The 19,355-nt window shown below is 64.1% G+C and carries 20 protein-coding genes; 11 read left to right on the top strand and 9 right to left on the bottom strand.

The window, feature by feature from the left end:
- Positions 1-48 precede the first annotated feature (48 nt).
- From infC to rplT, 3 genes are all read left to right on the top strand, one after another.
- On the top strand, positions 49-663 hold the full coding sequence (gene infC, locus DEIPE_RS04710) for a translation initiation factor IF-3 (protein WP_041231181.1): 615 nt from the start codon (positions 49-51) through the stop codon (positions 661-663).
- Between the two features lie 226 nt (positions 664-889).
- A complete protein-coding gene (gene rpmI, locus DEIPE_RS04705) occupies positions 890-1,090 on the top strand; it encodes a 50S ribosomal protein L35 (RefSeq protein WP_015234836.1) in 201 nt (66 codons plus the stop codon).
- A gap of 3 nt (positions 1,091-1,093) precedes the next feature.
- Positions 1,094-1,462, top strand: a complete 369-nt coding sequence (gene rplT, locus DEIPE_RS04700; protein WP_015234835.1) for a 50S ribosomal protein L20 — start codon at positions 1,094-1,096, stop codon at positions 1,460-1,462.
- An 80-nt stretch (positions 1,463-1,542) separates the two neighbouring features.
- Here rplT and DEIPE_RS04695 read toward each other — a convergent pair whose 3' ends face one another.
- Both DEIPE_RS04695 and DEIPE_RS04690 read right to left on the bottom strand, forming a co-directional pair.
- Positions 1,543-2,298, bottom strand: coding sequence for an anti-sigma factor (locus DEIPE_RS04695; RefSeq protein ID WP_015234834.1), 756 nt, complete (start codon positions 2,296-2,298; stop codon positions 1,543-1,545).
- The gene (locus tag DEIPE_RS04690; RefSeq protein ID WP_041230699.1) at positions 2,288-2,812 is read right to left on the bottom strand and encodes a sigma-70 family RNA polymerase sigma factor; all 525 of its coding nucleotides are present in this window, start codon (positions 2,810-2,812) and stop codon (positions 2,288-2,290) included. Before DEIPE_RS04690 ends, DEIPE_RS04695 begins: the two co-directional genes overlap by 11 nt.
- 391 nt (positions 2,813-3,203) lie before the next feature.
- Here DEIPE_RS04690 and ppgK point away from each other — a divergent pair, with 391 nt between their 5' ends.
- Complete coding sequence (gene ppgK / locus DEIPE_RS04685) at positions 3,204-3,947, top strand: polyphosphate--glucose phosphotransferase (protein ID WP_015234832.1); 744 nt, start codon at positions 3,204-3,206, stop codon at positions 3,945-3,947.
- A gap of 21 nt (positions 3,948-3,968) precedes the next feature.
- On the opposite strand, the gene DEIPE_RS04680 is transcribed toward ppgK, so the two are convergent.
- Positions 3,969-4,961 (bottom strand): methyltransferase domain-containing protein, encoded by a 993-nt coding sequence (locus DEIPE_RS04680; RefSeq protein WP_015234831.1) that lies wholly within the window; start codon positions 4,959-4,961, stop codon positions 3,969-3,971.
- A gap of 109 nt (positions 4,962-5,070) precedes the next feature.
- On the opposite strand from DEIPE_RS04680, the gene DEIPE_RS04675 reads away from it, so the two are divergent.
- Positions 5,071-6,432, top strand: a complete 1,362-nt coding sequence (locus tag DEIPE_RS04675) for a TrkH family potassium uptake protein (protein WP_015234830.1) — start codon at positions 5,071-5,073, stop codon at positions 6,430-6,432.
- 58 nt (positions 6,433-6,490) lie between these two features.
- The gene (locus DEIPE_RS04670) at positions 6,491-7,153 is read left to right on the top strand and encodes a potassium channel family protein (protein WP_015234829.1); all 663 of its coding nucleotides are present in this window, start codon (positions 6,491-6,493) and stop codon (positions 7,151-7,153) included.
- Between the two features lie 7 nt (positions 7,154-7,160).
- Here the strand turns inward: DEIPE_RS04670 and DEIPE_RS04665 are convergent, their stop codons facing one another.
- The 3 genes from DEIPE_RS04665 to DEIPE_RS04655 all read right to left on the bottom strand — a co-directional run bounded on the left by DEIPE_RS04665 (position 7,161) and on the right by DEIPE_RS04655 (position 10,055).
- Positions 7,161-8,600 carry an ATP cone domain-containing protein gene (locus tag DEIPE_RS04665; RefSeq protein ID WP_015234828.1) on the bottom strand — a complete coding sequence of 480 codons (1,440 nt, stop codon included), beginning with the start codon at positions 8,598-8,600 and terminating at the stop codon, positions 7,161-7,163.
- Positions 8,601-8,682: 82 nt separating this feature from the next.
- The gene (locus DEIPE_RS04660; protein ID WP_015234827.1) at positions 8,683-9,288 is read right to left on the bottom strand and encodes a TetR/AcrR family transcriptional regulator; all 606 of its coding nucleotides are present in this window, start codon (positions 9,286-9,288) and stop codon (positions 8,683-8,685) included.
- 71 nt (positions 9,289-9,359) lie between these two features.
- A complete protein-coding gene (locus DEIPE_RS04655) occupies positions 9,360-10,055 on the bottom strand; it encodes a GntR family transcriptional regulator (RefSeq protein WP_015234826.1) in 696 nt (231 codons plus the stop codon).
- A 459-nt stretch (positions 10,056-10,514) separates the two neighbouring features.
- Between DEIPE_RS04655 and acs the strand changes: the two genes are divergently transcribed.
- Positions 10,515-12,395: an acetate--CoA ligase gene (gene acs / locus DEIPE_RS04650; RefSeq protein ID WP_052326766.1), complete on the top strand. Its 1,881-nt coding sequence runs from the start codon at positions 10,515-10,517 to the stop codon at positions 12,393-12,395.
- A 110-nt stretch (positions 12,396-12,505) separates the two neighbouring features.
- Here the strand turns inward: acs and DEIPE_RS04645 are convergent, their stop codons facing one another.
- From DEIPE_RS04645 to DEIPE_RS04635, 3 genes are all read right to left on the bottom strand, one after another.
- Positions 12,506-12,751 (bottom strand): hypothetical protein, encoded by a 246-nt coding sequence (locus DEIPE_RS04645; RefSeq protein WP_015234824.1) that lies wholly within the window; start codon positions 12,749-12,751, stop codon positions 12,506-12,508.
- A 66-nt stretch (positions 12,752-12,817) separates the two neighbouring features.
- The gene (locus tag DEIPE_RS04640) at positions 12,818-13,876 is read right to left on the bottom strand and encodes a glucose-1-phosphate thymidylyltransferase (protein WP_015234823.1); all 1,059 of its coding nucleotides are present in this window, start codon (positions 13,874-13,876) and stop codon (positions 12,818-12,820) included.
- A gap of 125 nt (positions 13,877-14,001) precedes the next feature.
- Positions 14,002-14,928: a nitroreductase family protein gene (locus DEIPE_RS04635; RefSeq protein ID WP_015234822.1), complete on the bottom strand. Its 927-nt coding sequence runs from the start codon at positions 14,926-14,928 to the stop codon at positions 14,002-14,004.
- A 90-nt stretch (positions 14,929-15,018) separates the two neighbouring features.
- Here DEIPE_RS04635 and pyrE point away from each other — a divergent pair, with 90 nt between their 5' ends.
- From pyrE to wbaP, 4 genes are all read left to right on the top strand, one after another.
- Positions 15,019-15,594 (top strand): orotate phosphoribosyltransferase, encoded by a 576-nt coding sequence (gene pyrE, locus DEIPE_RS04630; protein ID WP_015234821.1) that lies wholly within the window; start codon positions 15,019-15,021, stop codon positions 15,592-15,594.
- Positions 15,594-16,250, top strand: a complete 657-nt coding sequence (mqnB, locus tag DEIPE_RS04625; protein ID WP_015234820.1) for a futalosine hydrolase — start codon at positions 15,594-15,596, stop codon at positions 16,248-16,250. Before pyrE ends, mqnB begins: the two co-directional genes overlap by 1 nt.
- Before the next feature lie 350 nt (positions 16,251-16,600).
- Positions 16,601-17,689 carry a mannose-1-phosphate guanylyltransferase gene (locus tag DEIPE_RS04620; protein ID WP_015234819.1) on the top strand — a complete coding sequence of 363 codons (1,089 nt, stop codon included), beginning with the start codon at positions 16,601-16,603 and terminating at the stop codon, positions 17,687-17,689.
- A 215-nt stretch (positions 17,690-17,904) separates the two neighbouring features.
- Positions 17,905-19,353: an undecaprenyl-phosphate galactose phosphotransferase WbaP gene (wbaP, locus tag DEIPE_RS04615; protein ID WP_157448764.1), complete on the top strand. Its 1,449-nt coding sequence runs from the start codon at positions 17,905-17,907 to the stop codon at positions 19,351-19,353.
- Positions 19,354-19,355 lie beyond the last annotated feature (2 nt).

The following is a 19,355-nucleotide window of genomic DNA, read 5'->3' as shown; positions in this document are numbered from 1 at the left end:
TGCGGCGCAAGGCTGCATGCTCGGAACCGCGCCCCGTTTTTTGGAGAGGTGATAGCAATAGCGAAAGAGCACAAAATCAACGAGCAGATTCGGGTTCGCCAAGTTCGCCTGATCGACGACGAGGGCGGACAGGTCGGCATCATCGACACGCGCGAAGCGGTCGCCATGGCCCGTGAAAAGAACCTCGACCTCGTGATGGTGGGGCCGACGGCGGTGCCGCCCGTCTGCAAGCTGCTCGATTATGGCCGCTTTCGGTACGAGGAGCAGCAAAACGCCAAGGAAAACCGCAAGCGTGCTCGTGCAACCGAAGTCAAATCGATCAAGTTCCGCGTCAAGATCGATGCCAACGACTTCAACACCAAGACCAACCACGTGCGCCGCTTCCTCGAGGAAGGCCACAAGGTCAAGGTGACCATTATGTTCCGTGGTCGCGAACGCACCCACCCCGAGCTGGGTGAGCGCATCCTGCACCGCGTCGCGGAAACCCTCGCCGACATCGGCGCACCGGAAAGTGCGCCCAACATGATGGGCATGGACATGAACATGATCATGACGCCCAAGCCGGGCGGCGCGAAAAAGGTCGACCGGGGCAGTGACCAGGCCAGCCCTCCGGTGGCAGATGCAGATCCGGCCGCACCGCAGCCCGTGACCCCTACAGTCTGACTTTTGAAGCAAAAAGGCGGCCCGTTACAACGGGCCGCCTTTTTGCGCTGGTCTCGTGAGGGCGCGCCTTGTCAGAATTGACCCTCTGTCATAGAATCACAAGGCTGCCGTCCACGCTTTCGGGAGTGCGCCGGCAGACAAGCAGGGTCCAGGCATTCAACAGCGTTTGCGGCCTGGCCCTCAGGAAGCGGCCCCATCGGGCGCCCCTTTCTCACAAGGAGCAGCAATGCCGAAGCAGAAGACCAAGAAGAGCGCCACGCGCCGCATCAAGATCACCGCGACGGGCAAAGTCATGGCATTCAAGAGCGGAAAGCGCCACCAGAACACCGGCAAGTCCGGCGACGAGATTCGTGGCAAGGGCAAGGGCTTCGTGCTCGCCAAGAGCGAGTGGGCCCGCATGAAGGCCATGCTGCCGGGAGGGAAATAAACCATGCCACGCGCCAAGACCGGTATCATCCGCCGCCGTCGTCACAAGAAAGTACTCAAGCGCGCCAAGGGTTTCTGGGGTACACGCTCCAAGAACTACAAGAACGCCTTTCAGACCCTGCTGAACGCCGCGACGTACGAGTACCGCGACCGCCGCAACAAGAAGCGTGACTTCCGCCGTTTGTGGATTCAGCGTATCAACGCGGGTGCGCGTCTGCACGGCATGAACTACAGCACCTTTATCAACGGCCTGAAAGTGGCCGGTGTGGGCCTTGACCGCAAGATCCTGGCCGACATCGCCGCGCGTGAGCCTGAAGCGTTCGCTGCGCTGGTCGAAACGGCCAAAGGCGCACGGACGAACGTCCAGGCCTGAGCCAGACGAGCAAGAGAAGCAGCGGAAGGTCTACCTTCCGCTGCTTCTCTTGCTCGTCCGTTTCGTCTGGTCTTCAGGTCTTATAGGGGCTGCACCACGATCGGGGTGCTGGTGGGCTGCGGGCTGCCCCCGGGAGGCTCTACGGATACGGCGAATGCCGCACCCGGCGCGACCTGGGTCAGAATCTGCCGATCCTGGAACACGCCCAGCGAGACGGCCTTGCCGTCCGCGACTGCCCAGGCCTGATAGACCCGGCCGGCTTGAGGACGCTCGTTGATGACCACAAACGTTCGACCGTCCGCGAGGCGCACGAGGGTACCGAGCGCCTCGCCGCCCTGTGCCTGCAGCTGATGGGTCACGGCGCCCGCCTGATTCTGATAGGTGCGCAGTGCCTGCTGGGTCTGCCAGGATTGCAAGCTGGGCCAGGCCAGCACCGTGACAAGAGCGAGCGCAGCAGCAAACGCCAGGGGCCACCAGGTGCGTGTCACACGACGGGTGGTCGCTGCAGGGGAAGCGTCCTGACCCGCAGTGGACACACTGGACGGACCCAAGGGGGCGGCGTGTTGGGGTGGAAGGCTCAGCACCGCGGGCGGCCCGGGCACAACGGCTGCGGCCTTATCCTCGCTGCGCAGGCGTGCCAGCAGCCGCTCTTCGCTGCCGCTTGGCACTTCGCCGGGGGGCAGACTGAGGGCAAAGGCGGCCAGTGCTTCGTGATCGGCGCGCACTTGGGCTGCGACTTCCGGATGGTTACTCAGGTACGCTTCGACGGCCCGAAACTCTTCGCCCTCCAGTAAGCCCAGCGTGTAGGCCGTCAGCGTATCTTGATCAGGCGTCACGCTTGTCCTCCAGATGGGTACGAAGTTTGGACAGGGCGGCCCGCAGGCGGGTCTTGACGGTGCCGAGCGGCAAACCGGTCACCTCGGCCAGCTGTCCGTGGCTGTACCCGTCGTAAAAGGCCAGCTCGATCAGCTTTTGCTGTTCGCCGTCGAGCTGTGTGAGGGCGCCTTGCAGCATGATGCGGTCGAGCGGCTGGGTGGACTGGGTGGGGGCGTCCCATTCTTCGAGGGGCAGGGTAGAGTCGGGACGGTCGCGCAGGGCCTGCAGGAAACGGCGGTGTGCAATGGTCACGAGCCACGTCTTGGCGCTCGCGCGAGAAGGATCAAAGCGAGCCGCGTGCTTCCAGACGCTGACAAAAGCGTCCTGCACACAGGCTTCCACGTCGTCGGTCCCGCTGAGCATGCGGCGAGCCATTGAAAACAGGTACGGCGCGTAGCGGCGGTGGAGTTCGCGCAGGGCGTCCTCCTGACCGTGGCCCATCAAGGCTATCAGCTGTTCGTCCGTTGGATTCATGAGATGGGCCGTGCCCGTTGACGAGCCTACCACGCGCTGAGGGCCCACTGGGGTCCAGGCCACGCTCCAGAAAATCCTGGCCGATGGGAACATTACAGGTGTGGGCACGGTGTCCTCTCCTTCCAACCGCTGAACCGAGGAACGAAGGAGCGACCACGCCGCTGAGGCAACCAGATCGAAATTGTCAAATGTGCGCGGTGCTGCATGATCGTCCTTTGGGTAAGCGGGGAGGTGGACACTGCTGCGTCTCGGTAAGTGATACGCGTTTTACGCGCGTATGGATTGGGTTGAACCTTCACCCGACGCAGATCTGCAGCTTCCGCGCAGCGCAGTCGGCGTGACTTTCTTAAGAGAGCGGACCGAAGCCTGCTTTCTTTGGCAAGATTGCCCTATGTCCCAGATTCTCGGCATTGACATCGGCGGCAGCGGCATCAAGGGTGCGCCCGTCGATCTCACCTCCGGCACCCTGATCGCCGAGCGGCACCGTATTCCCACGCCGCAACCCTCCACGCCCCAGGCGGTCGCGCTTGTGGTGCGTGAGCTGTGTGAGCATTTCGGGTGGCGTGATGCGGTGGGCTGCACGTTCCCGGCAGTCATCCGTGGTGGTGTGGCGCTCAGTGCCGCCAACGTGGACAAAAGCTGGATTGGCACCAACGCCGAACGGGTGCTGAGCGAGGCAAGCGGGCTCACCGTGCGGGTGGTCAACGACGCCGACGCGGCCGGTCTGGCCGAAGCGCGCTTTGGTGCCGGACGCGGAGAAGACGGTGTGGTCATGCTGCTGACCCTGGGCACCGGTATCGGCAGCGCGCTGCTGCATGGCGGCCTGCTCGTGCCGAACACCGAGCTGGGGCACGTCGAGCTGAACGGCAAGGAACTCGAGCATTACGCCTCGGACAAGGTCCGCGAGGATCAGGACTTGTCATGGAAGAAGTGGGCCGAACGACTGAGCACCAGCTTGCAGTACCTCGAGCGGCTCTTCTCGCCCGACCTCTTCATTTTGGGCGGGGGGGTCAGCAAGAAAGGCGACAAATTCCTGCCGCTGCTGCAGGTCAAGACTCCCGTGAAGCTGGCCGAGCTGCGCAACCAGGCAGGCATTGTCGGCGCCGCCCTGTACGCGGCCGGGCGCGAGCGCTGAACACCGCCGGTTTGGCCCACGCTACTTGGTCAGCAGGTACATGCGCGGGTAATGCCCACCGTGATATACCCGCATGCTCTCGCGCAGGGTCCAGCGGCGTTCGTCTTGCAGCAGGCGCTCGAACAAAGTGACTTCGTGCGTCAGGACCACCAGACGCGCATTCTTGGAGCCCACGTGGGCCATGGCGCGCAGAAACGCCGGGTACAGCTCGGCGTTCGAGGCGTGCGAGCCCACCGCGTCACCCCAGGGCAGGTCGGCGACGATCAGGTCGAAGGCGCGTGCGGGCAATTCGGCCTCGACAACGTTCATCTGCCCGATTTCGATGTCTTGATGCTTGCTGACGGCGACATTCTGACGCGCGCACTCCAGGGCGCGCTCGTCCACGTCGGCGCCCACGAGCCGCTCTGAAGCGCCCAGCGCGGCACGCTCGATCAGCAGGGTGCCCGAGCCGCACATCGGGTTGAAGACCCGGTCTCCTGAGCGCACACCGCCCAGGCGCAGCATGGCGTGTGCCAGGGTGGCGTTGAGGCCGCCTGCCATGTTGCATACCCGCCAGGAACGCGCCGACAGGGGACGCGGCGTCAGGCGGGCGAGCACTTCCCAGCCCTCGCCGGCACGCACAAACCGCAGCAGCAGCTCGCCTTCCTTGGGGTCGTGCCTGAGGCCACAGGCGCGCTCGACTTCCTGGGCGAGGCGCGCGAACACCGCCGTTTCCCGCCCGGCGGCGCTGAAGCGGAAGCTCTTGAAGGTGTCCTGCTCCAGCACGTCCTCGACAAAGCGCAGCAGGCGCGTGAGATGCTGGTGGCCCAGCAGGGCTTTGGGACGCGGCACGTCGAAATACTCCACCTCGTAGGCGGCCACTGCCGAAAGCAGCCGCTTGACCGCACGCGTCGAGCCGTCGTAGGTAAAGCGCAGTTCGCCCAGCGAACGCGCGCCACGCAAGGCGGACAGCTCCTCACGCGCGAAGCGCTCCAGGCCACTCAAAACTTCCAGTTCGTACACGCGTTCCTGCATAGCGCTCCAGTATAGGACACACGCTGAAGTGTGAGACCACTCCGGATGCTGAAGCCTTCTGGCACCGTGAAAGCGCGGCCTGCTGGACTGACGCGCCCGATGCCTCATCATGAAAGCAGTCATGCTGCGCCGCCGCTTCTTCCGAAAACTGTCTCCCCCGCAGCTGATCGCCCTGTCGTTCGCCCTCATCAGCCTGCTGGGCGGCGTGCTGCTGAGCATGCCGGCCACGCACGCGCCCGGCGTGAGACTGACCTTTCTGCAGGCGCTGTTCATGGCGACGAGCGCCGTGTGCGTGACCGGACTGGTCGTGGTGCCCACCGGGGAGACCTTCAACCTGCTGGGGCAGATCATCCTGCTGCTGCTGATGCAGATCGGTGGGCTGGGCATCGTGACCTTCGGGACGCTGTTTGCCCTGCTGGCCGGACGTCGCATCGGTTTTGGCGACCGCGTCCGCCTGGCCGAGCAGACTGGCGCCTTCGACGTGGGCAGCGTGGCGCGCCTGATCCGCTTGATCGTGCTGTACACGCTGGCGTTCGAGGCCTTGGGAGCGCTCGTGCTCTACAGCCGTTTCGGTCCCCTGGAAGGCTGGGGCACGGGCGCGTATTACGCCATTTTTTATTCGGTCTCCGCCTTCAACAACGGCGGCTTCACGCTGTACTCTGACAGCCTGGAGCGCTTCGCCGGCGATCCGGTCATCAGCCTGACGGTCGCGACGCTGGTGATTCTCGGCGGCCTGGGCTTTCTGGTGGTTGTCAACCTGGCGGCCTGGCGGGCTTCGGGCCGCTCGAACGTGCTGCTGACCTACTCCAAGATCGTGCTGCTCATGACCGCCATCCTGCTTCCCCTGGGCATGCTGGGCTTTGCGGCGCTGGAATGGACCAACCCGCAGTCCCTGGGCACACTGCCGCTCTGGGAAAAGCTGATCGTGAGCTTTTTTGAAAGCACGACGCCGCGCTCATCGGGCTTCAACACCGTCGACTACAGCCTGCTGAGGCCCGCCACGCTGATGTTCACCATCATCCTGATGTTCATCGGCGCGAGTCCCGGTTCCACGGGCGGCGGCATCAAGGTCACCACGCTGTTCGTACTGATCCTGGCCTCATGGAGCATGATTCGCGGAAGGGGTGAGCCGCAGGCCTTTCAGCGGCGCATCGACACCGAGACCATTGTGCGGGCGCTGGTGGTCACGGTGCTGAGCCTGGCGCTGGTGAACGGCGCGCTGGTGCTGATGGTGCTGGCCAATCCGAAGCTGCCGTTTCTGAACCTGCTCTTCGAAACGGTCTCGGCGTTCGGCACGGTGGGGCTCAGCATGGGCACCACCGCGCAGCTGAGCGAGTGGGGCCAGGGCATCGTGATCGCGCTGATGTACCTCGGCCGTGTGGGACCGCTGACCTTTGCCGTGGCCTTCAGCACCCACGGTCGGCACCGGCTGGTGTCCTACCCGGCCGAGAAGAACATCCTGATCGGCTGAGCAGCGTCATGGCGTCGCCTGTCCTACGGTCTAGTCCTGCGGTCTACACTGAGACTCGATGAAGTCGAAACAATGCTTGGTGATCGGTCTGGGTCGGTTCGGTTCGGCCGTGGCCACCACGCTGTACGAACTGGGGCACGAGGTCGTGGCAGTAGATGTCGAGGAAGACAACGTGCAGCGGGTCATGAACCTCGTCACACACGCGGCCATTCTGGACGCCACCGATGAGCGCGCCTTGCGCTCGATCGGGGTAGGTGAGTTCGACGAGGTCGTGATTGCCATTGGCAGCGACATCAAATCCAATATTCTGGCCACCCTGGCTGCCAAGAATCTCGGCGCGCGCCATGTGGTGAGCAAGGCGACCGACGAGGTGGCGGCGCGGGTGCTGGAAAAAATCGGGGCCGACGAGGTGATCCGCCCCGAGCATGACATGGGCGTGCGCACTGCACAGCGCATCGGTGGTATCCGGCGCAAGGACACCCCCGACCTGGGACCCAACACCTCGATTGTGGAACTGGGTGTCAACGAGCGGTTGCGGGGCACGCTCAAGGAACTCAACCTGTCCAACCGCTTTGGGGTGCAGGTCATTGCCCTCAATCGGGGCGGGCGGGTCGAGGTGGCGCCGCGGGCCGACGAGGACTTGCGCCTGCACGACACGCTGGTGATCGTGGGCGACAATCACGCCATCGAAGAATTGCGCCGCTTTCGGGGTGAGGACTGACCAAACCTCAGCCTGATTCGACAGTTTCCTGTCCGAGCAGGCTCAGTACCCGCTGAGCGACGATCTCAACCGCCTGATCGGCCGCGTCGTCAAGGGACAGCGAGTGCAGCATCGGCACGTCCGTGCGCAAAGCGAGATCGTAGAGATACTGGTGCAAAACGCGAATCTCGCGAAAGTAGCGCAGGTAGCGGCTGAGCGGGCGGAAATGGCCGGGCTCCTGATCGCGCGATTCGAAGTGGCGGCGGTGTTCTTCCTCGTCGGGAACGGTGACCAGGATCGGTACCACCAGCGCGTCCTGAAAGATCTCGGACATCAGGTAGCCGGGCGCGGCATGCACGCCTTCCACGACCACCGAGGTGCCTTCCTCGATGCTGCGCTCGATCACGGCCTTGAGGCCGACGGACACCTGGGCCACCTGTTCCCGGAAACCGGCGATCAGCTGCTCCTCGCTGGGATGCTCAGGACACGCCTCGCCGGGATCGAGCATCGTTTCCCAGGCGTTGAAAGTGCTGGCGTGCAGCGTCGGCAGCAGGGCAGGGCTGACCGTCGCGCGCATGACCTGCCGCACCGAGTCGGTCGACACGATGCGGGCGATGCTGAGGCGGTAAGCGATTTCCGAGGCCAGGAAACTCTTGCCCGTTCCGCTGACGCCTCCGAGCAGCAGCACGATCGGTTTGGGTGGGCGGCGAATGGCGCGCAGCAGCCGGTAGCGGTTGGCCATCTGCTCGCCCATGTCACGGCGCAAAATGGTTTCGACGGTTTCGGCCACCGCCTCACGCGACACCGTGCGACGTTCGTCACCGCGCAGGCGCTGCTGGGTTTCGCGCGCCACCCGCCGGGCATACTCGCGTGATACTCCGGCGGCCAGCAGAGACTGACTCAGAATGCCTTTGCTGAAAGGAACCACCAGACCGGCTTCATCCATCACGCCCAGCTTTCCGCGGTTGTTGCGCAGGAAGCGGTAGGTCAGGCGCCACTCGTCGCCGTACAGTTCGGCCAGAATCTCCTCGGTGGCGCGTCCGACCTTGTTCGAGTCGACCCGTGTTTCGCCCGCTCGCCGGAGGCGACCGTCCACCCGGCTCGCCACCGTGTAGGCCGCGCGCGGCGAGAGGCCCACGTCCTCAAGCGAGCGCGCCAGAATGCCGCGTGAAAAGGGAAGCTCGCCGGCGTCACCCTTGACCACGATGTCGGCGAAGGCAGGCGTCTGTGCCTCGACCCGGCCCGCTTCGGTGTCCCCGACCTGCTCGCGCGTGATGCCCACGACGATGCTTTTGAGCTGCGTCGGGGTGACCACACGCAGCTCGTGGTCGAGCAGGTACTGCTCGACCGAACGGGCCACCGCCACACCGGCTGCCGCCGTGACGTCGGCGTTGAGCAGCGACTCGATGACCAGCCCCTTGGAGAACGGCCAGCGGTGCGAATCATTGGCAACGTAGATTTCGCGCATTTCCTCGACTTCAGTGTAGTGCGCGCGCCCGCTTCGCCGGTCAATTCCGAAGAAAGGGTGTACCCCCGGAGTGCTGGCCGACTCAGCTGGAACGGAAAATACCGCTCAGCGTGAACTGCAGGGTCAGCATCATTTCCTCGCGCAGCGGCCGGTCGGCAGTGTAGGCGCTCCAGCGCAGCGCAGTCATCAGGTACGTGTCGGCGATCAGGTTGGTCATGCGCTCCAGGGACAGGTCGCCTCGCAACTGCCCGGCGCTGTGCAGTGGCCTCAGAATGACCTCGATGACCTTGGAGAGCGGCAGGGCCTGGTAGGCGGTGCGGGCCCGTTCGGGGTCGGGATTGAGCAGCTCGTAAGCCAACGGCGGAATCAGGTCGCGCTCCCGGGCACTTTCATCGGCCAGGCGTTCCCACACTTCCTGCAAGATGATCAGCGGCGGGGCGTTTTCGCTCAGGCGCTGCTCGGCGTATTCGCGCAGTCCTTCGACAATTTCCGAGCCGTAATCGAGCAGCACAGCTTCCTTGTAAGGGTAATAGTTGAAGAAAGTGCCACGCGAAACGTTGGCGGCACGCGCGATGTCGGTGGCCGTGGTGTTCTGAAAGCCGCCGCGTTTGAAAAGCTCGATGGCCACGGTGTAGATACGTGCCCGTCGCCGCTCCTTCTGTCGCTCGCGCAGCGAGGTGGAGTCCATTGCGGCATTATACCGAGTGCAAGAAACAAGTGCCTTTTCCGGCAAGCCTGTCGAGAAAGGCTGGAGTGCGTTCACGGTTCGAAGCTGTCCTGAAATGCGTAGCGGTCGCCGCGCACCCAGTAGTTGACATAACTGATTCTTTGCATTCCACCAAACGTGGTGCGGCGCAGCAAGAAAGCCGCCGTGCCCAGGGGAACGCGCAAGAGATCGGCTTCTTCCTGACGCAGATTGACGGCTTCGAGGGTCTGTTCGACTCGCGTCAGCGCCAGGCCCAGCCGGCCCACCAGCACCTCGTGCACCGACTCGACGGCCAGATTGTGGTCGAGCAGCGTGGGCGCAAGCTGGGCGTTGATGTAGCGCTTTTCGATCACCAGCGGTTCGTCGCCGGCACTGCGCAGACGGTGGACGAAGGCGACCTTGTCGCCGCTTTGCACCTGCAGGACCGCCGCGATCTCGGGAGACGCCGCGACCTCGACTGCGCGCAGTACGACAGTGCGGTGCTCGGGGTGTCGCGCCCACTCCTTGAAGGGCCGCACCCGGAACATGCCCTGGCGAAACCGCTTGCCGGTCGGAAAGGTGCCCGCGCCCTGCACGCGGTAGACGTAGCCTTCACGCTCCAACTCGTCGATGGCGCGCCGTGCGGTCATGCGCGACACCTCGAACTCACGCGCGAGTTGCGGCTCGCTGGGCAGCGGTAGGCCTTCGACGTAATGACCTCCCAGCAGGCGCTCTTTGAGGGTTGTTTTGATCAGCGGATACTTCGCCATGGCACCTCCATTACGCCGGACCGGTCACAAAAGGCGGCCGGAAAAAAGTCACGCGGCTACAGGCCACAAGACGCTTCGAGCGCACCTTCATCCCTGTCTTTGCCTGACACGGCGTCCGGAGACGTCTGATCCATGTCTGCGCCGACCATATCGTGCGTCAAGGGGCATTCTAGCGTTTGCGTCACTTGAACGCTAATCGCGTCCTCATTCCGGCCTGTGAGTGTTACATGGAGAATGGCAGTTGCGCGCTTTGCGTGCTCCACACGGCACCGTAACAGACCTGAGGTGTCTGGGCAGCTTCGCCGGACCGCGAGCAGGCTCCCATCCGGGTGGGGTACACTTGGCGCAATTTCAAATCCAGGGCCAAGTCGGGTGGTCGATGGGCCGCCCAGAGGCAAAAGGGATGGGTGGAACGTGTCGGAAACCATTGAGAACTTTTTGCACGAAGAGCGTATATTCATGCCGCCCGCCGAGTTCGCAGCGCGTGCGCGGATCACGCGCGAAGAGTACGACGCGCGTTACCGCCGCTCGCTCGACGATCCGCAGGGTTTCTGGAGTGACGTGGCACGTGAACTGCACTGGTTCAGGCCCTGGTCGACGGTGCTCGACTGGCAGGAGCCGCACGCCCGGTGGTTTGTAGATGGACAGACCAACATTGCCTACAACGCCCTCGACCGCCACCTGAACGAGCGCGGCGACAAAACCGCCATTGTGTGGGAAGGCGAGGACGGTGAGGTGCGGCGACTGACGTACCGCGATCTGCACGCGCAAGTCTGTCAGCTGGCCAACGCCCTCACGTCCCTGGGGGTGCAGACGGGTGAGCGCGTCACGATCTACCTGCCGCTCGTGCCGGAAGCGTTGATCAGCATGCTCGCCTGCGCGCGCATCGGGGCGGTGCACAGCGTGGTGTTCGGCGGCTTCAGCGCGGCGGCCCTCAGCGAGCGCCTGAATGATGCAGGTTCCAAGGTGCTGATCACCGCCGACGGCGGTCTGCGTCGTGGCAGCGCGGTTCCACTCAAAGCCAATGCCGACGAGGCCTTGCAGCAGGCACCTGCCGTGCAGCACGTGGTGGTCCTGAAACGTACCGGTCAGGACGTTTCGATACAAGCCGGGCGTGACCGCTGGTGGCACGAATTGACAGGCAGCCAGAGCGCCCAACACGAAGCCCTGGCCCTGGACAGCGAGCACCCGCTTTTCATTCTGTACACCAGCGGGTCGACGGGGAAGCCCAAGGGCGTGCTGCATACCACCGGCGGCTACATGGTTGCCAACTACCTCTCGACCGGTACGGTCTTCGATCTGCGCGAGGACGACCTCTTCTGGTGCAGCGCCGACATCGGCTGGGTCACCGGGCACAGCTACGTGGCGTACGGTCCGCTGCTGAACGGGGCCAGTGTGTTCCTTTACGAAGGAGCGCCCAACTATCCTGATATGGGGCGCTTCTGGCAGATGATCGAGCGCCACAGGGTCAGCATTCTCTACACCGCGCCCACCGCGATTCGTGCCTTCATGCGCGCCGGCAACGATTGGCCCGCGCGCAGTGACCTGTCGAGCCTGCGGCTGCTGGGCAGCGTCGGCGAGCCGATCAATCCCGAAGCCTGGGTGTGGTACCACGACGTGATCGGCCAGGGGCGTTGCCCGGTCATCGATACCTGGTGGCAGACCGAAACGGGCAGCATCATGCTCACGACTTTTCCCGGCGCGCACCCCAGCAAGCCGGGCAGTGCCGGGCTGCCGATGTTCGGCGTGGAGGTCGCCATCGTAGATCAGGACGGACGTGAACTCGGGCCGAATGAAGGCGGCCTGCTGGTGCTCAAACGGCCCTGGCCCTCGATGCTGCGCACGGTGTACGGAGACGACGAACGCTACCGCAAGTCGTACTGGGGTGAGATTCCGCACGTGTACTTCGCCGGGGATGGCGCGCGGCGCGACGAGGACGGTTACGTCACCGTGGTAGGACGCATCGACGATGTGCTCAACGTTTCCGGGCACCGTCTGGGCACCATGGAAGTCGAAAGCGCGCTGGTGGCTCACCCTGCGGTGGCCGAAGCGGCCGTGGTGGGACGGCCTGACGCGCTGAAAGGGGAGGGCATCGTGGCCTTCGTGACCTTGCAGCAGGGCGCCGAGGTCAACACAGACGAGCTGCGCACCCACGTCGCCCGTGAGATCGGCGCCATTGCACGTCCTGACGAAATCCGGATCGCCGAGGCACTGCCCAAGACGCGCAGCGGCAAGATCATGCGCCGTCTGCTGCGCCAGATCGCCAGCGGGCAGGAAACCACCGGGGACACCAGTACCCTTGAAGATGCGGGTGTGCTCGAGCAACTGCGCCGTCTGTAATCCCGATGAACGCTGTCCCTCTGAACGCTGTGTGCTGTAGATAAAGCCCTGCCCCGGCGTCAAAAAGGCCCCTCTGTCGAGGGGCCACCATTTTGCGTTTCTTCAATGGTTCAGGCCTGAACGGTCCTGCGGGGCTTGAGCGCCGCGCCGCCGGTTTGCTGCACGGCCGAGGCGTATCCCACCTGGGCGCCAAACTGCCAGGCGAGTTTGATCATCAGGGTGATGGCTTCCTCGTCGCCGCGCGCCATCAGGTCCCGCAAATGCTCGGGCAGACCTTCCGGCAGCGGCATGGCGCTGAGCTGGTCACCATACTCGGCGCGCAGACGCTCGAACCATTCGGCATACGGATTGGACATGTCTCAATCTTAACATGACCAGACTCAAGCAATGTAATACCAGCAACGCAAATTGGGTTGTCTGAATCAGGCAAGCTCCACCGAGGACGCGTCGGACAAGGTAAAGGACAGCGTGCGCGGCACACGCTTCCCGCCGCGCACGCTCGCCCGCAGGCCGATCAGGCAGTCCTGCAGGCGCGTGTCGACGTGGTCGATCACGACCTCTTCCTCGATTACGCTGTGCTCGACCTCGGAATCACGGATGGTGCTGCCCGAGCCGATCGAGGTGAAGGGACCCACATAGGCATTTTCCAGCGTCACGTTGCGCCCGATCAGGGCCGGACCGACGATCACGCTGTTGGTGACCGTTGAGCCACTGCCGATCGCCACCCGTCCGGTGATGCGCGAATCGTGCACCTCACCATCGTTGCGTGGTTCGAGTTCTTCGAGCAGCAGCCGGTTGGCGTCGATCAGGTCGTACGGACGCCCGGTGTCCTTCCACCAGCCTTCCACCCGCCGACCCATCACCACGCCGCCCTGCTCGATGAGCTGCTGAATGGCGTCGGTGATTTCATACTCGCCGCGCGCACTGGGCTGCAGGGTTTCCAGAATGTCGAAGATCCTGTTCTGAAAGCAGTAGACGCCGGCCACCGCCAGATTACTGGGAGGCACTTTGGGCTTTTCGACCAGACGCATGATGCGGTCGCCGTTCATCTCCGCCACCCCGAACGAGCTGGGATCGGCGACCTCGACCAGCGCAATCAGCGCGTCGGGACGCTGAGCCTGGAACATTTCGATGTAATCGAGCACGCCCTTCTGAAACAGGTTGTCGCCCAGGTACACGCAGAAGTCGTCCCCGGCGATCCAGTCGCGCGCCATCTTGACGGCGTGCCCGAGGCCCAGCGTTTCGCGCTGGTCGATGTACTCGACGTTCACGCCCGAGAGACCGTCGATGGCCTGCATGATGTCCTGACGGGTCAGATCCGAAACCACGATGCCGATATCATGAATGCCCGCCGCGACCAGATTGTCGATGGCGTGCCGGATGATCGGCTTGCCCGCCACGCGCAGCACGGGCTTGGGGCGGGTGTAAGTCAGCGGGCGCAGACGCGTGCCCAGACCGGCGGCGGGAATGACGGCCTTCACTGGCCGCTCCCGAGGTGAATTGACTGCATGGTGTTCCCCCTTGAAGTGTGTAGATCGAAATGTGAATACGGCGATACAACATCCCAATCCAACTACGTTTTGCGCGTTTGTGCGCTGAGCTGAGATTAACCTTCCCAACCGTGAGCTGCTTGTGAGGCGTCCTCGATGGCCTCCAGCAGGGCCTGCAGGGGAGAGTTGCCCTCACCCCGGTGCGCGGCTTCCACGCGGTCGAGCCAGGCCTCGAAGCCCTCACCGCGCCGACGAACGCGCAAGTCGGCAAAGCCCAGCGTTTCGGCCCGCGCGAAGGCCTCGTCAAAAGACCGCACATGCGAAAAACCCTGACGGGCCAGGACGGCCTGCAAAGTGACGTCACGCGCTTCCATGGTGCCGCCAAGCGCGAAGTAACCGGCCAGGGTCTGCGCCCAGTCGCCCCGGGCAGTGATGGGCGCCATGTCCGCCAGCGCGCCCTCTATTTCGGCGCCCGTGGGCAGACGGTAGCGGTCCTCGTGAAGAATGAGCGACCGGGCCACACGCGGGCGGCTTTTGGGCGCCTCGTCGGGTACCCCGACCACCAGGCCCGCGAAAGGAAAGACCAGTTCGGGCAGGGCGAGCAACTCCATCACCTCGGGCAGCGCGCTCAGTACCCCGCCGATCCAGCAGCCGCGGTAGCCCAGCATCTCGGCGGCGATCAGCATGTTCTGGGCCGCCATGACCGCGTCCCCGATCGAGAAGTGCACGGCGGCTGCCGGCCACTTGCCGTACGGGTACCCACGGGCCTCCAGCACGCGCCGCAGGCGGTACACGTCCGCGCACACCACAAAGGCCACGCTGGCGGCCGCGAAGTGCGGATTGCCGGTCAGTTCACCGATGCGGGCACGCAACGCCGGGTCACGCAACTGCACGAAGCTGTACATCTGCGCCGTCGCGTCAGTCGGTGCGCGTTGCGCGGCGTGCAACAAAACGTCCAGATGCTCACGGGGAAGCTCGAACGTTTTGAACCTGCGCACCGTCCAGTGCGCGTCGAAAAATGCCTTCACGTCCTCGGGCGTCATGCGGTCAGTCTAGAGGAGCTGCCAGCGTTCGACTGAACGGCGCGGGCTGCGCGCGTCCAACGAACGGTCGGGACCTGATAGCTTCTTGCCATGAACGTTCTTGACCTCTACCGGGAAACAGGTGCCCTGCACGAAGGTCATTTTCTGCTGGCCTCGGGACGGCACTCGCCGATGTTCCTGCAGTCCACCACGGTGCTGCAATACCCTCACCACGCCGAGAAGATCGGGCGCGCCATGGCTGCACAGGTGCGCGCGGCGGGTCTCGCGCCCAGTTTCGTGATCGGTCCCGCCATGGGCGGCGTGACGCTGGCATATGAGGTGGCCCGCCACCTGGACGCCCGAGCACTGTTCGCGGAGAAGGAGTACAGCCCCGACGGCACGCGAGGCGCCATGACCGTCCGCGATGCCTTCGTGATTGCCCCAGGCGAAACCTTCATCGCGGTCGAGGACGTGGTGACCACGGGGGGAAGTGTCCTCAAGGCCGTTCGTGCCGCCGAGGAACGCGGCGGTCGCGCGCTGGCCATCGCCTGCATCGTCGACCGGCGCAGAGACGGCGGCCCACTGGGTGAGCACCCCCTGTTGGCCCTGGAGCGGCTGTACTTCGACACCTACCCGCCGAGCGAACTGCCCGACTGGCTGGCCGAGCGCCCGCTGCAAGAAATTTGATGCGCCCGCTGCTGATGGTGGCTACCCCAGGCGAAGCGCAGCACTTGCGTGGTCTGGGAGTCTCCGTGCGGGTCAGCGGGATCGGCGCGGTCAACGCGGCGCTCGCCACCGCCGACGCCGTGCGCGAGGAGCGTCCGGATCTGGTGGTGAGCGTGGGCATTGGCGGCGCTTATCCCTCTTCCGGCCTGACTTTCGGCGATGTGGCTTTTTCCAGCGAGATGATCTACGCGACGCTGGGGGCCATGGGAGGCGAGGGTGGTCAGGAGTTTCTGGATCTCGCCGCCCTGGGGTTCGAGCTCGTAGATGGATTACACAACCGCCTGCCCGCCTGGGACGGCGCACGGGAGTGGACGCGGCGTGCACAGGGCGTTTTGGGCGAAGTGAACGCCCGGGCCGTGCTTGGTCCGATTCTGACCGTCGATACGGTCACCGGCACCGCCTCTGGAGCGGACATCCTCGAGCGGCGTTTCCCGGGTGCCTTGGTGGAAGGTATGGAAGGCAGCGCCGTGGCTCACGCGGCACGTCGCCTGGGAGTGCCGGCGCTGGAAATCCGCAGTGTGTCCAATCCGGTCGGGCCTCGGGATCGTGCAGCCTGGCGTATTTCCGAAGCGCTCACGTCGCTGACGGTTGCTTTGCAGACCGTCCTGCGAAACTGATTTCATGTGAGAGAAGCGGTAACACTCATCGGATTTTCATGCGTTTGAAAAGCTTTTAAGATGAGGTAGAGCACGGAAAGCTCACTTTCCGTGGCCCAGGAGGCCCATGTCAGGACTCGCACCAGGACCGCAGCAGCCGTTCGATCTTGTATCTGCGGTGCCAGCGTTGAGATGAGCGGAAATCAGAATTCCCGGTGCCGTCGGCAGCGGTTCGCCCTGCCAGTACAACCTGCTGCAGGTCTTATGACGCACATTGACACGCTTGATCAGGGTCGGATGTCAGTTACTCCTTTCACCCACCTCGGCACCTTCGACAGCGCGGGGGCCAGCAGACCCAAACGAGGCAATTGATGCAAAAGACATTTTATCCGGTGATTCTGGCCGGCGGCAGCGGAGAACGCTTCTGGCCGCTGTCACGCCGTGCCAAACCCAAGCAGTTCCTGACCCTCGACGAAACCGGGCGCAGCCTGTTGCAGGCCACCGCCGACCGCCTCTCACAACTCAGCGGTCACGGCCACGACACCCTGTACGTCGTCACCAGCAGCGAATACCGCTCACAAGTGCTCGACCAGCTCGAAGACCTCCCCACCGAGAACCTGATCGTCGAGCCCGTGGCGCGTGATACCGCTCCCGCCGTGCTGTATGCCGCCCTCAGCATCAACGCCATCGACCCGGACGGCGTGATGGGCGTCTTTCCCTCTGACCACCGCATCGGGGATCCGCAGGCTTTCGGTCGGGTCCTCGACCGTGCCCGCAGCGCCGCCGAGAAATACGGTTCCCTGGTCACGCTGGGCATCACGCCCACCTTTCCGTCGACCGGCTACGGGTACATCGAACGGGGCCCCAGCGTCGAAGCCGAACTGGAAGACGCCGCACTGCCCCTCTTCGCCGTGTCCCGCTTTGCCGAGAAGCCCGACCGGGAAACCGCCGAAGGCTTTTTGCGCAGCGGACTGTACAGTTGGAACAGCGGGATGTTCATCTGGACCGTGCAGGCGATTCTGGACGCCTACCGAGCTTATGAACCCGAACTGTACGCGGCCCTCAGCAGCGCCATGACCGAACGCGGTCAGGCCCGGCGGGTCTTTCCGACCTTGCAGAAGATCAGCATCGATTACGCCATTCTGGAGCGCGCGCGCAACGTGCAGGTGATTCCGGCGGAGTTCGGCTGGGATGACCTGGGAGACTGGAACGCCCTGGAGCGGCTCTTGCGCGGTGAGGACGCCAACGTCTCGGTGGGTCGGCATGTGGGGCTGGACACGGGCGGCGCGATTCTGTACACCACCAACGGGGATGACCTGATTGCCACGATTGGTCTGGAGGACGTGGTGGTGGTGCGTACCCACGAAGTCACCCTCGTCGTGCGCAAGGACAGAACCCAGGACATCAAACAGGTCGTCAAGCAGCTCAAGGAACACCCGGAACTCGAACGCTTCGCTTGAGTGCACAGGCGTTCCCGGCGTCTGGGCGGATTCGCTGGGCGCCACGGAGTTGGACCCCATCACCATTTTTTGGATCTGGCGCTGGGGTCCAACTCCGTTTTGTGCCGCGTTCGTTTGGTAAGTTAGAAGGAGGCGGGAGGGAGCTGGCCTGCAGGGCATATTGCCGTTGCGGGAGATGCGGCTTCTTGGCCTGCTCAACCAACCTGCGTACCGCCATGAGCGAGTTCTCCGATGTTCGTCCTTCAGCCGCGCCAGCGTCACGCTCGCCTGCGGATTTTTCACGTACGCTGCAGGCCCTGCCGCAAGGCATCGTGTTCCTCGCCTGTGACGCCTTCAGCGCCCTGCTGACCTATCTGCTCGTCAACGCCTGGATGTCGTTCATCGATAATCCACCGCTGGCCCGTGACTACGCCGGTGTCTGGCTGGCGATCTGGCTGCTGCTGCGTGCCCATCAGGGCTTTTATCCCGGCTACGGGCACGCCCCGCACATCGAATTGCGTTTTCACACCATCAGCACCATTCAGGCCGCGTTCGCGCAGTTCGCCGTCACCTACGCCGTGCACGACTTCGACCGCAGCCGCATCGGGCTGGGGCTGCTGTGGCTGTTACTGTTCTTTTTGGCGCTTCCCGTGCGTTACCTCGCCCGGCACGTGATGATCCGCCTCGGTGTGTTCGGACGCCCGGTCAGCATTATCGGGGGTGGGCAGACGGGCGCGATGACCGTTCACCACCTGATCGAGCATCCCGCCTACGGCCTGCGTCCGGTTGCCGTGTACGACGACAATCCCGAGCTGATCGGTCAGACGCTGTACGGCGTACAGATTGTGGGCAACCTCGAACAGGCCATAACGCAGCCACGCGCCCTGCACGCCATCATCAGTATCCCCGGCGCGCGAGCGAGCGTGCAGCGTGACATCATCAACGCCGTGCGCGGCACCTACGCCATCACCTGGGCCACCCCCGATTTTTTCGGGGTGCCCAACCAGGCCCTGATTCCGCGGACCATCGGCACACACGCCAGCCTCGAGATCCGCAACAACCTGCGCAGTTTCCGCTCCCGCTTCGTCAAGCGTTTTATCGATATTCTCGCGGGTACGCTGATTCTGGTCGCCCTGACTCCCGCACTGCTGCTGATCGCACTGGCCATCCGCCTGGACAGCCCTGGCCCCATGGTCTACCGGGCCCGCCGTCTGGGCCGGGGTGGAATTATCTTCGACTGCTACAAGTTCCGCACGATGCACAGCGACGCCGACGACAAGCTGGGAGAGCTGCTGGCCGCCCGTCCGGAACTGCGCGACGAGTACGAAGCGACGCACAAACTGCGTGACGATCCACGCATCACGCGGGTCGGCGCGCTGCTGCGCCGCACCAGCCTCGACGAATTGCCGCAGCTCATCAACGTGATGCTGGGTGAGATGAGCCTGGTCGGTCCCCGCCCGATTGTGCAGGCCGAAGTTGCCCGTTACGGCGAGATCTACCAGCTGTTTACCCAGGTCCGTCCGGGCATGACCGGCTACTGGCAGGTCAACGGGCGCAGTGACACCACCTACGACGAACGCGTCGAGATGGACAACTTCTACATCACCAACTGGACGCCCTGGCTGGATTTCGTGATCCTGGTGCAGACGGTGCGCGTGGTGCTGCGAGGCAAGGGCGCGTACTGAAG

The organism is Deinococcus peraridilitoris DSM 19664 (genome assembly GCF_000317835.1).
In the GTDB taxonomy this organism is placed as follows: domain Bacteria; phylum Deinococcota; class Deinococci; order Deinococcales; family Deinococcaceae; genus Deinococcus_A; species Deinococcus_A peraridilitoris.
Note: the sequence above shows the minus strand (reverse complement) of the source record. Positions and strands in the feature narration are given on the sequence as shown.

Coding starts and splice junctions, on each gene's coding strand:
- rpmI (WP_015234836.1), top strand. CDS start 890: ATGCCGAAGCAGAAGACCAAGAAGAGCGCCACGCGCCGCATCAAGATC.
- rplT (WP_015234835.1), top strand. CDS start 1,094: ATGCCACGCGCCAAGACCGGTATCATCCGCCGCCGTCGTCACAAGAAA.
- DEIPE_RS04690 (WP_041230699.1), bottom strand. CDS start 2,812: ATGAATCCAACGGACGAACAGCTGATAGCCTTGATGGGCCACGGTCAG.
- ppgK (WP_015234832.1), top strand. CDS start 3,204: ATGTCCCAGATTCTCGGCATTGACATCGGCGGCAGCGGCATCAAGGGT.
- DEIPE_RS04680 (WP_015234831.1), bottom strand. CDS start 4,961: ATGCAGGAACGCGTGTACGAACTGGAAGTTTTGAGTGGCCTGGAGCGC.
- DEIPE_RS04675 (WP_015234830.1), top strand. CDS start 5,071: ATGAAAGCAGTCATGCTGCGCCGCCGCTTCTTCCGAAAACTGTCTCCC.
- DEIPE_RS04670 (WP_015234829.1), top strand. CDS start 6,491: ATGAAGTCGAAACAATGCTTGGTGATCGGTCTGGGTCGGTTCGGTTCG.
- DEIPE_RS04665 (WP_015234828.1), bottom strand. CDS start 8,600: ATGCGCGAAATCTACGTTGCCAATGATTCGCACCGCTGGCCGTTCTCC.
- DEIPE_RS04660 (WP_015234827.1), bottom strand. CDS start 9,288: ATGGACTCCACCTCGCTGCGCGAGCGACAGAAGGAGCGGCGACGGGCA.
- DEIPE_RS04655 (WP_015234826.1), bottom strand. CDS start 10,055: ATGGCGAAGTATCCGCTGATCAAAACAACCCTCAAAGAGCGCCTGCTG.
- acs (WP_052326766.1), top strand. CDS start 10,515: ATGCCGCCCGCCGAGTTCGCAGCGCGTGCGCGGATCACGCGCGAAGAG.
- DEIPE_RS04645 (WP_015234824.1), bottom strand. CDS start 12,751: ATGTCCAATCCGTATGCCGAATGGTTCGAGCGTCTGCGCGCCGAGTAT.
- DEIPE_RS04635 (WP_015234822.1), bottom strand. CDS start 14,928: ATGACGCCCGAGGACGTGAAGGCATTTTTCGACGCGCACTGGACGGTG.
- pyrE (WP_015234821.1), top strand. CDS start 15,019: ATGAACGTTCTTGACCTCTACCGGGAAACAGGTGCCCTGCACGAAGGT.
- mqnB (WP_015234820.1), top strand. CDS start 15,594: ATGCGCCCGCTGCTGATGGTGGCTACCCCAGGCGAAGCGCAGCACTTG.
- DEIPE_RS04620 (WP_015234819.1), top strand. CDS start 16,601: ATGCAAAAGACATTTTATCCGGTGATTCTGGCCGGCGGCAGCGGAGAA.
- wbaP (WP_157448764.1), top strand. CDS start 17,905: ATGAGCGAGTTCTCCGATGTTCGTCCTTCAGCCGCGCCAGCGTCACGC.